We start from the raw sequence: 9,698 nt of genomic DNA on the forward strand, positions 1-9,698 counted from the left end.
CTTATCAAAAATTGATGTTAACTAACTCAATCAAAATAGCAAATTTTATGAAATCCTAGAATAAGCCAGAGCTTGCATAGGTATTCACAAAGATGATCAGAAATCAAGGGGCACAGGCAAATAAGTCTGGTGGCATTTTAGAAGCTAATGTGAAAACAATATTAAATGAACATGATTATTTTCAGGTCGGACATCATGTGCCGAAAGAAATTATTGGCAATGCGGCTTTACTACCCAAACGCTACGGACGACAAATTGATATTGGTATGGGTATTTATCAAACAGCTCTAAATGTAGATTTTTATATTGTAGGTATACCTAAATTTACATCTGGTTTAATTATTGAATGTAAGTACCAGGAAAGTGGCGGTTCTGTTGATGAAAAATTTCCTTATTTAAATCTCAATATTCAGCATTGTTATCCTGCTCCTACAATTGTAGTCATGGGAGGTACAGGAATGAGACAGGGAGCACTTGATTGGTTAAAAAATCAAGTTGAATGCAATCATAATTTAGTTGCAGTCAATAGTTTAGATAGATTTATCGCTTGGGCAAATAAAAATCTTTAATTCAATTCACGACAAAAATTAGCCTATGGCAATCAAATCATATGGAAAAATCTGAGTTTAGTAATTTGTCTGGGTATAGATTACAATGTGAACTGGAACAATTCACAAAAAAAATTGTATAGTTTATATTCAAAAGCCGTAAAAAATAATGTTTGATGGATTTTGGAATAATGTACTACGCTACATTCGTTACTTTGTAACGACTATGTTAGGAGTATTATTAAATACATTTGCTCCACTAGGTTCTTTGGTGAAAAGTCCGGTTACTTTAGTAGCCCTTGTGGGTTTATTAACTAGTATCTTAGTCTTTGTAACTCTAACTCTCCGTGCGATGCTGGGTTTGAGTACAATTTAATCTGGGATAATAACAGGGGTTGCTCCTCTAGTTTGGCTCTCGTTGTTTTGTAGACCTCTGTTAGGAGGCTGATTTTTATGGCTACAAATCGCCGCATTTCCCGAGTTGCAGAATTAATTAAGCGGGAAGTTAGCCAAATGCTACTCAATGGCATAAAAGATGACCGAGTAGGCATGGGTATGGTTAGTGTTACTTATGTAAATGTGTCCGGTGATCTGCAACACGCCAAAATATATGTCAGTATCTATGGTACAGAGGAAGCGAAGACAGAAACCATGGCAGGTTTAAAATCAGCAACAGGTTTTGTCCGCAGTGAATTGGGCGCAAGGATACGTTTGCGTCGAACACCAGAAGTGATTTTTATTGAAGATCGTTCTATAGAGCAGGGAACTAAGGTTTTGTCTTTATTAAACCAACTGCAAGATCAGCGATCGCTAACCGATTCAGCCCTAGAAGGTGAGGAAAAATTTGATGAAGATGAGCAATTATCCCCATAGCTTATCCTATTTTGAGATGTAGGCAACCGTGAGCAAAATGGTAATGTTTGTAGAATTTAGCGCAAAACCCATCAGCTTTAGCCATGGGATGTGGCGCAGTGCGCTTTTAAGCCCAGTGTATTTAACTTTTTCTCTAATGAAAATTAAAAACGTCGTCTAATGTGGTAGGAGGTGATGAGAATGACATTTAAGTAGGTTGGCGTAAAAAATTATCGTTTGGATAAGGCAGGGGGCAGGGAGCAGGGAGCAGGGGGAACAAGGGTTTTAGGCTTATTTACTATTCTTCACATAGTTTGGTTTTATTGTGCCGACTTACTTACACTCACCTATGAGTTTAAACTAAAACCTACTGCTGACCAAGTTTAACCTCAATGGTTGCGACTTCTAACGGTCTTTTAGTCAAGCGTCCCAAGTTTTTTGTTGATGGTTCACGTAAGCTGAAATTGCTACAACAGAGTGTTAGTAGAAAGCGCAAAGGCTCAACCAATTGGTTAAAAGCACAACAGAAAGTTGCAAAATTACATGAATACGTTACTAACTGTCGTAAGGATTGGCATAGAAAACTTTCGCATCAGTTATGTGAGGGTGTAGGGATAATATTTGTAGAGGAGTTAAATTTAGTTAGTCTTTCCCGTGGGATGCTTGGTAAGCATTGCCTAGATGCGGTTTTTGATCAACTTTTCAACGTCCTTGAACAAACTTGTTTTAAGCGTGGTGTCTATTTTCAGAAAGTAGACTCACGAAAGACAAGCCAAATATATCCTAATTGCCAACATGAAACAGGTAAGAAGACATTAGCAGAGCGTGTTCATAAATGCGACAATTGCGGCTACATAACCGTCGGCAGCAAGAACGGCACAATAAGCACTCAATTGGTATCTACCAATATTCCGGTTGTCCATCCAGTATCTCAAGCAAGCATTACGGACAAAACGGGCAGTTCTAATGGCATTGTCCAGGGATTGCTACTGCTGTTTTGTTCCTTCCAGCTTTGCCTCAAATACTAGCATCTTTACCCCAAGCTCACTGACGTAATCATGCTATGGATATTGCTAAAACTTCAACTACCCCTCTCCCTGTCAAACCTAGGGTTTGATTCAGTTAAGGGGTGTCTCGTTTTTAGCTCTCGATTCATCTCGCCGTCAAATCAAAGATTGTGACGGGAGCATTCTCTCGAAGTTTAGGTAAACTTATTACTTATTACTTATTACTTGCGGGTAGTTCTATAACGGTGGGTGAGATTTTCTAAACAACAGATTAAATAATCAACAGAACAATTTCCTAGAAAAACTGCTCTGTTTATTATTTAGTCATAACTTAAATCACAGAAACTCACAGGTAAACACGGATAAAAGATTAGTGTTACAGGTCTTTGACAATACATATAGTAAATGGACAAGTTAAATTAATTAACCCCCATGCTTTTAATCCCTTATACTCCTGTATTGATGAGAAATTGACGAAATTTGCTCTAGTTCGGACAAATATTAGCAGAGATTATTCCTGGGATAATTTATTGTAAAGTCTGTAATAGTTTAATTTACATACCCTACAACATTAATTCCCATTCCCAATAAATCATTTGTCAAACTTACATCAATCATTTTCCCATTTTTCTCGACCTATTAAATCAGCAATCCGATCCCGTAGCAAAAAGTCGCATTGCTCTAATTCACACTCAATGCAAGCCCATTCCCTCGCTGGTATATACTGACAAAGGGCATATATTGGTTGCTGACGGCTAACCACTCCCTTTTGTACCAGTCGGCGTGCTTCGTCTTGGATCACGTCCAAAGAGAAGTAATTGATAGTAGACACCGTATTCGCGCTCATTATTTTTACTCACGAATTTATACGTAGATATGGTTCCCAAATTTGATTGGGAACGAACATCCCAAGAAACACACGTGTTGCTAGTCTTTTGTAGTTTGGTATACGGAACTGTTTACATTTTGACGCTAACACACTTCAAATTATCTAAAGAAATATTGCGAATGTCAATATAAGATAACATTATGGTTGTTGCTAGTAAGTAGTACCGTAAATACAAATTGATTAAGTAACGAATTTAACTGAAATCTCCTAACGCATTTGTTGTATCATATCAGTCTATTTGCGTAGTTAAAAGTACTTAGCAACTATTTTATAGTCAAGGAAAACCTAATAATGAATGATTGTTACCGTCCAAATAGATTTAACAGTGCGGTTTCTTGGGCTATGGCCATTTGTCCATAGGAAAAAACGCCTGGAGTGTCTGGTTGGATTAATGGTATAAATTTGTTCCATACATAAGGGCTACCGTATACTATTAATCCCTGCAGATAGGGATATATTAATAGTTTTTTAAGCAACTCTTCTGCTGGTTGGTTTAATCCAGCACTACCTCGAAAAGGGTTTCCTCGGATAAATAGTTGTAGTAGAGTCGGGCAATTGTCTGGCAAATCTATGGGATGGGGATGATAGCGATCGCAAATTTGAGTCTGATATCCCATCTCAGTTGGCAGACAAATTGCAGGAGCCAGATGGTTGATATAAGGGCAGTTTAGGGAATCGTCAACTACAATCAGGTTGCGTAGTCCAGTAGGAATTTCTGCTGATGGCGAATTATTAACTTCTGTTAAGTTTATGAATTTTGCTGGGGAAAGAGGTAAAGAACCGTGGGTAATTAAACTGTGTTGAACGATTTCTTTGGCTGTGTTGCGAGACTCTAAATTCCCGATATGATAGGTTAGATTACTCACTTCAGTTTTCTTATAGGCAATTTTGGCCTTGGCTTGCCAAATGCGCTCCACAGATGACCGAATCCGCGATCGCTCAATTCTGCCATTTTCTACAGCTTCACAGACGGCTCTAATGGCTCCTTCGGGGTTTACAGGCATGAGTAAAATATCAACTCCAGCTTCCACAGCCATTACAGGAGCCTGATTAGCACCATAGCGATTGGCGATCGCACCCATAACTAAGGCATCGGTGGTAATCAAGCCAGAAAAGCCTAATTGCTGCCGTAGTTTGCCTGTCAAAATTTTAGGTGAAAGAGTTGCGGGTAGTTGGTCATCCCAAACAGGGATCGATAGATGGGCAGTCATTACCGTATCCACACCAGAGGCGATGGCAGCTTGGAAGGGAGGTAATTCCACTTCTGTTAACCTGGTTTGGGAGTGAGTAATCACAGGTAACTCTAAATGGGAATCTATCGCCGTATCTCCATGACCGGGAAAATGCTTGGCTGACGTGAGGACTGAGTACTTTTTAGCACCACGAATAAATCTACAGGCTAATTCCTTTACCTCATCCGTATTTTCCCCAAAAGCACGAACATTAATTACCGGATTATCAAGATTGTTATTTACATCGACCACCGGAGCCAAGACCCAGTTAATGCCAATTGCTAAAGCTTCTTTAGCAGTCAGCTCACCCATTTTTTCGGCATAATGCACACCTAACTTTTGGTCTTGGCGAAAAATAGCACTAAGTGCCATTGGGGGAGGGAACCAAGTTGCGCCACTAAAACGCTGTCCTACCCCTTCTTCTATATCAGCCGCAATTAACAAAGGAATGTTGGCTTGATTTTGCAACTGTTGTATACGAATCGCCAGTTCCCCTGCACTAGCTCCCAGAAAAATGACTCCTCCAATTCCCAAATCTTGCACCCAATGTATTAATTCCCTTGCTGGTGGTTCCCAAGCAGGATATTGAATTTGGTGATCGAACAGGTAGCCAGAAGCGCGGACAACCACCATCTGAGCTACTTGTTGAGCAAGTGAGAGTTTATCTATATCCGGTAGCATAGGAACTTTAGTTGCAATGATAGATATTTGTAGTTATGGCTACATATACACTATTAATATATTTGTGCATATCCGGTGAGCCGAAAACTAACCCTGGATGGCATTACTAGCAGTTTATGAGCTGCAAGAACACCAACAAAAGTATATATGCAACTACTTTATTTCTCTAGCTCCTATAGTCATATTTAAACAAACGATTTCTAGTTAAGTCTGTAAATTGGTTGGCGGATTCCCTATAGGTAATTGTTATCAAAGTTACGGGTTAGGAGTTGATAATTGACCAAACCTTTAGACTTGAAAGGGCGACTGCGCCAACGAGGTAAGGGGTTGTGGCTAGGGCTGTTAAATTACTTTTCAAAGAGTTGGTCCACGCCAGTAAAAATTATTAGAGTGAAAACAATACGGTTAGATATTGTTTTGAGGAATACGGTAATGCCTGCAATCCTGATAGAGGGGGGTTTTTGCGATTCTAAACGGGATATGAGCCTATTTGACGCGGAGAAAATGGCTGATGCAATTGTACGTGGACTAGTTTAAAATTTATTTGTTTAAGTCTCACTTTGTAGAGCGATCGCTATTCTCAACATCATAGTGATCGCTATTTTTAATTTTACTTAATGTCTACCACAAAACTACGTTGCTACACTGAAGGGTAAAGTTACGTAGTTATCTCTATGAGTGTACTGCAATTCAGTATTCGCATTCCCCCAGAACTGGAAAAGCGGATAAATGAATACGCCCAGGAAAACCGCACCACTAAGACCAGGGTAATGATTGATGCCTTGGCTTACTATCTTGGCAGTGTTGATGATGTGCCACTGAGTCGCAAGGTGTCACAGTTGGAAACCAAGGTAGAAGAAATACAGGCTTTGGTAAATAAGCATATTGCAAATAACTGATAGCTCATAAGGCTTTTAACCATTAAAAAATAAATTTTCAAGCTGTTCATAAATATTGTTCACTGCCAGAAAGAGGAATAAATGGAGTGAGTGAAAAAGGTGATTCTCAAGAAAAGTCAACGGATTCAAAACCAGAAAAACCAGCAGATTCAAAACCTGCATCAAATGATTTTGCAGGTGAGCGGACTAAAGCTCGCAAAGTTGTTCAAGGTTTTACCCAAGCACTCATTCAGTGGATGCCTCTAGGAGGTAGTGGATGGACATTTGTTTACTTTCTTCTCAAAAGTGAATTGCTGCTAGCAGTATTAATGTTTCCCGTGATGGCTGTAACAGTAGTCTGGGCTGCCTATACCGAGGCTGTTTTGACACGGTTAAGAGAAATTTCTGCTGAACGGGGCAAGAAGGATGTTAATTCCTTTGCTGCATGGTTGGGGGACGTGAATCAAGCAATTCGTTGGCAATTGGCGGGAGTTGAGGATCAGTATCTACGTTGTCAGGGAAGTGCTTGCCGTGAATATCGCACCGAGGGTTACAGTCGCGGCACATTCGTACCTCTATTATCTGAAGTATTTGTCCCATTAGAACTCAGCAGTGCTTTTGTTAAAGGAGTCAGTGGGGAAGAATTGCCCATGTTCCCTGGTTTTCGTGAAGAAGATGTAGAACTGATACGGGCAGTAGCAGAAAATGAACTGAGAATTTGGGACTTATTAGGGAAAATCAAGCAATATCATGCCTTTAGTCGCATGGCAATTTTAGCGTGGGGTGGCTCCGGAAAAACTACATTACTGCGACATATTACCTATACCTATGCGAAACACCGCCATCGCCACTACAAAGTCCCTCAATTTTTACCCGTCTTACTACCCCTGCGTAAATGGCAGTCAGTAATCGCTACTGAGGAGAATCTAGATTTACCTAGTCTGATTGAAAAACATCACATTCCTAGCTTGCCAGAAGGGGTTGATTTAAAATTACCGCCGCAATGGGCTAAAAATCAGCTACAAGGCGGGAAAATGCTGGTGATGTTCGACGGATTTGATGAGGTGAAACCAGAATGGCGTAAATATGTCAGCATATGGATGGGTGAACATATGGGGAATTATCAAAAATCTGTGTTTATCCTCACCTCACGCCCAGGTGGTTATAAGGATTATGCCGCAGCCAATTCACCCAGTAGCAAGCTCTATGTCAAATCCTTCAATGCCAACCAGAGACAACGCTTTATTGAGAAATGGTATCTAACTCAAGAACGCTATGCTAGAGCAGGTAGAAATACACCAGAAGTCCAACAGATAGCTAACAGCAATGTCGCTAATCTCCTACAACAACTTCAACAACGTCCCGAACTGGAGGTTTTAGCCAAAAACCCTCTGTTGTTGAATATGATCGCTAACTTGCACCGTAGTTACGAAGGTCAACAATTACCGCAACGACGTTGCGAATTATATCAAGATATCTTAACTCTTCAACTCAAAGACAGACCCCGTTCTAGAGGCATTGATATGTTAGTGCCTTTCCCGGAAAGTCAACAGATTTTACAAAAAGTGGCTTTGACTATGGTGGTATCTAACCAGCCCTCCATCAATCGGCGGGAGTTAGAAACTTGGATTGATAATCACCTGCAAAACCTAGATTTTGATAATACTGTTAAAGTCTCGGAGTTTTTGAATCAAATTGTGGATGTCAGCGAATTGATTGTCAAGCGAGATGAGGATTTAGAATTTGCTCATTTAAGCTTTCAAGGTTATTTAGCTGCTGCTGAAATAAAAGGGCAAAAGCAAGAACAACTATTATTAGAGCATTGGCAAGATTCTTGGTGGAAGGAAACGATTTTACTCTATTGCGGTCAAGTCAATCCGAGCAATTTAATTCGTGCTTTTTTAAATATCAGAAAACAAGAAGTTATTAACTTAGCCTATGAATGCCTCAAAGAATCGCCACGATATAAAAACGATTCTGAAAGAGAAGTGGAGTTACAGCAACTACAAAAAAGTGTTAGTAAGTCACTCTATCAACAGTTAGAGAACTATCTCAAAAATGGAGAAGCGGAGTTACAGCAGCTAGAAAAAAGTGTTAGTAAGTCACTCTATCAACAGTTAGAGAACTATCTCAAAAATGGACAATGGGAACAAGCAAATCAAGAAACCTATCGCCTGATGATTCAAATGGCAGGTAAGGAAGAAGGACAATGGTTAGAAGCAGAAGACTATGAGAATTTTCCCTGTGAAAATTTACGCACAATCAACCAGCTTTGGATGAGTAACAGTCAAGGTAAATTCTGCTTCAGCGTTCAGAAAGAAATTTATGAGAGTCTGGGCGGCACGGAGCGGTATAATGAAGAAGTATGGGTAAATTATCTGAAACGCGTCGGATGGAGTGGTGAAGTGATTTTCGATTATGGTGCTCCCAAAGCTCACCTCCCGATTTTAATGCCTCCCGATTTGATTCTGGGTGGATTCTGGAGAGATTATTTCTTTGGTATAGTAGTTTATTATATGATTCTCTTCTCTCGCGCAAAGAATTGTAACCTGTAAGATATAATTACTTCAGGCAATTTGTCAAGCTCAGTTTTGGGTAATTTCTCTACGAAGTCATGGCTTTTTAACACTAATTCAATACCTGGCACCTATCAGTTATCAGTCATCAGTTATCAGTTACCCCATCGATCAATCGAGGGGCTTGTATCCTGTTTATTTTTTGGTCACTAGTAAAACAATGGATTATTGGGTACAGCGATATTGCGATCGATTTTGTAAGCGTTCCTTAGCGATCGCATCCCTCACCATCTCGACAATTGCGATCGCTTAACTTCACAAGTTGGTAATTATGGGATTTAACCTGAAATTAACTCCACTACTTCATGGGGGAACTTCCCCAACGCGATCGCATCCCTCACCATCTCCACCCTCTCCCTAGCTTTGGGATTCTCCACATTCCCTAAATATTTTTTCCGCTTTCTCTTCCCTTCCCGCCACACATACCGCAGGTAAATATATTTGTTATCACCCTTAACCATCAGATATTCCTCAATCCATCCGTGTTGGGGGGCATGGTTTTTAGTTGGGGGGCAACCATCATCAAGGGTTTCATCGTGCCCCCCAACTAATCCCAGTGGTGCTTCTAGTTGGGGGGCAAGTTGTAAAAACTCTACATTTATATGACTCCCACCGTGAGGTTCCCACCTTACAAAAGCCTATTGACCACTGATTGATACAAGCGTACCAAAGGGATGATGATCAGGCATAAAGGGACAATGTAATTGAACGCGATCGCCTACTTGAATAGTTGGGAAGCCCGTTCAACTAGCGCGATCTCGCACGGCTGCAAAGGCTGTGAGAATGCTTTTTCAAGCACTAGTAGATGAAGTGTCCAAAAATCCACTAGAGTGAATCCCCAATTGTGAATACTATGGGGTAGGGGGCAAGTGCTGCACTTTTCGATTTGGTGACAGTAATCCTCCCAACCATCGATGATTCATTCTCAACCATTGTCAATAATCAAAACAGCTGCTGCGGCAGCTTCTTACAGGGCTGAAAGCACTGATTTCACGTTATTAATGCTTGGTATTGTTCTCACCTAGTTGAGAAGAC

Annotated in this window: 9 protein-coding genes and 1 pseudogene; 7 read left to right on the forward strand and 3 right to left on the reverse strand. The window is 40.3% G+C overall.

Annotated elements, in window-relative coordinates:
• Nucleotides 1-92 precede the first annotated feature (92 nt).
• The 4 genes and pseudogenes from CALSC_RS00575 to CALSC_RS00590 form a co-directional block, all read left to right on the forward strand.
• Nucleotides 93-569 carry a PD-(D/E)XK nuclease superfamily protein gene (locus tag CALSC_RS00575; protein ID WP_088239496.1) on the forward strand — a complete coding sequence of 159 codons (477 nt, stop codon included), beginning with the start codon at nt 93-95 and terminating at the stop codon, nt 567-569.
• 148 nt (nt 570-717) lie between these two features.
• Nucleotides 718-924, forward strand: a complete 207-nt coding sequence (locus CALSC_RS00580) for a DUF751 family protein (RefSeq protein WP_088239497.1) — start codon at nt 718-720, stop codon at nt 922-924.
• Between the two features lie 77 nt (nt 925-1,001).
• Entirely contained in the window at nt 1,002-1,421 is a 420-nt protein-coding gene (rbfA, locus tag CALSC_RS00585; RefSeq protein WP_088239498.1) for a 30S ribosome-binding factor RbfA, read from the forward strand.
• A 371-nt stretch (nt 1,422-1,792) separates the two neighbouring features.
• Nucleotides 1,793-2,248 (forward strand): annotated as a pseudogene (locus tag CALSC_RS00590) (RNA-guided endonuclease InsQ/TnpB family protein); the annotation flags it as partial.
• Nucleotides 2,249-3,017: 769 nt separating this feature from the next.
• On the opposite strand, the gene CALSC_RS00595 reads toward CALSC_RS00590, so the two are convergent.
• Nucleotides 3,018-3,254 carry a DUF4327 family protein gene (locus CALSC_RS00595; protein ID WP_088239499.1) on the reverse strand — a complete coding sequence of 79 codons (237 nt, stop codon included), beginning with the start codon at nt 3,252-3,254 and terminating at the stop codon, nt 3,018-3,020.
• A gap of 344 nt (nt 3,255-3,598) precedes the next feature.
• Nucleotides 3,599-5,209, reverse strand: coding sequence for a glycoside hydrolase family 3 protein (locus CALSC_RS00600; protein WP_088239500.1), 1,611 nt, complete (start codon nt 5,207-5,209; stop codon nt 3,599-3,601).
• A gap of 276 nt (nt 5,210-5,485) precedes the next feature.
• Between CALSC_RS00600 and CALSC_RS27960 the strand changes: the two genes are divergently transcribed.
• From CALSC_RS27960 to CALSC_RS00615, 3 genes are all read left to right on the forward strand, one after another.
• Nucleotides 5,486-5,746 (forward strand): hypothetical protein, encoded by a 261-nt coding sequence (locus CALSC_RS27960; protein WP_327330961.1) that lies wholly within the window; start codon nt 5,486-5,488, stop codon nt 5,744-5,746.
• A 137-nt stretch (nt 5,747-5,883) separates the two neighbouring features.
• Nucleotides 5,884-6,108, forward strand: coding sequence for a ribbon-helix-helix domain-containing protein (locus CALSC_RS00610; protein WP_088239501.1), 225 nt, complete (start codon nt 5,884-5,886; stop codon nt 6,106-6,108).
• An 86-nt stretch (nt 6,109-6,194) separates the two neighbouring features.
• The gene (locus tag CALSC_RS00615) at nt 6,195-8,642 is read left to right on the forward strand and encodes a GUN4 domain-containing protein (RefSeq protein ID WP_088239502.1); all 2,448 of its coding nucleotides are present in this window, start codon (nt 6,195-6,197) and stop codon (nt 8,640-8,642) included.
• Nucleotides 8,643-8,941: 299 nt separating this feature from the next.
• Here CALSC_RS00615 and CALSC_RS00620 read toward each other — a convergent pair whose 3' ends face one another.
• Nucleotides 8,942-9,124 (reverse strand): hypothetical protein, encoded by a 183-nt coding sequence (locus CALSC_RS00620; protein ID WP_088239503.1) that lies wholly within the window; start codon nt 9,122-9,124, stop codon nt 8,942-8,944.
• Nucleotides 9,125-9,698 lie beyond the last annotated feature (574 nt).

Source organism: Calothrix rhizosoleniae SC01, assembly GCF_900185595.1.
GTDB lineage: Bacteria > Cyanobacteriota > Cyanobacteriia > Cyanobacteriales > Nostocaceae > Calothrix_A > Calothrix_A rhizosoleniae.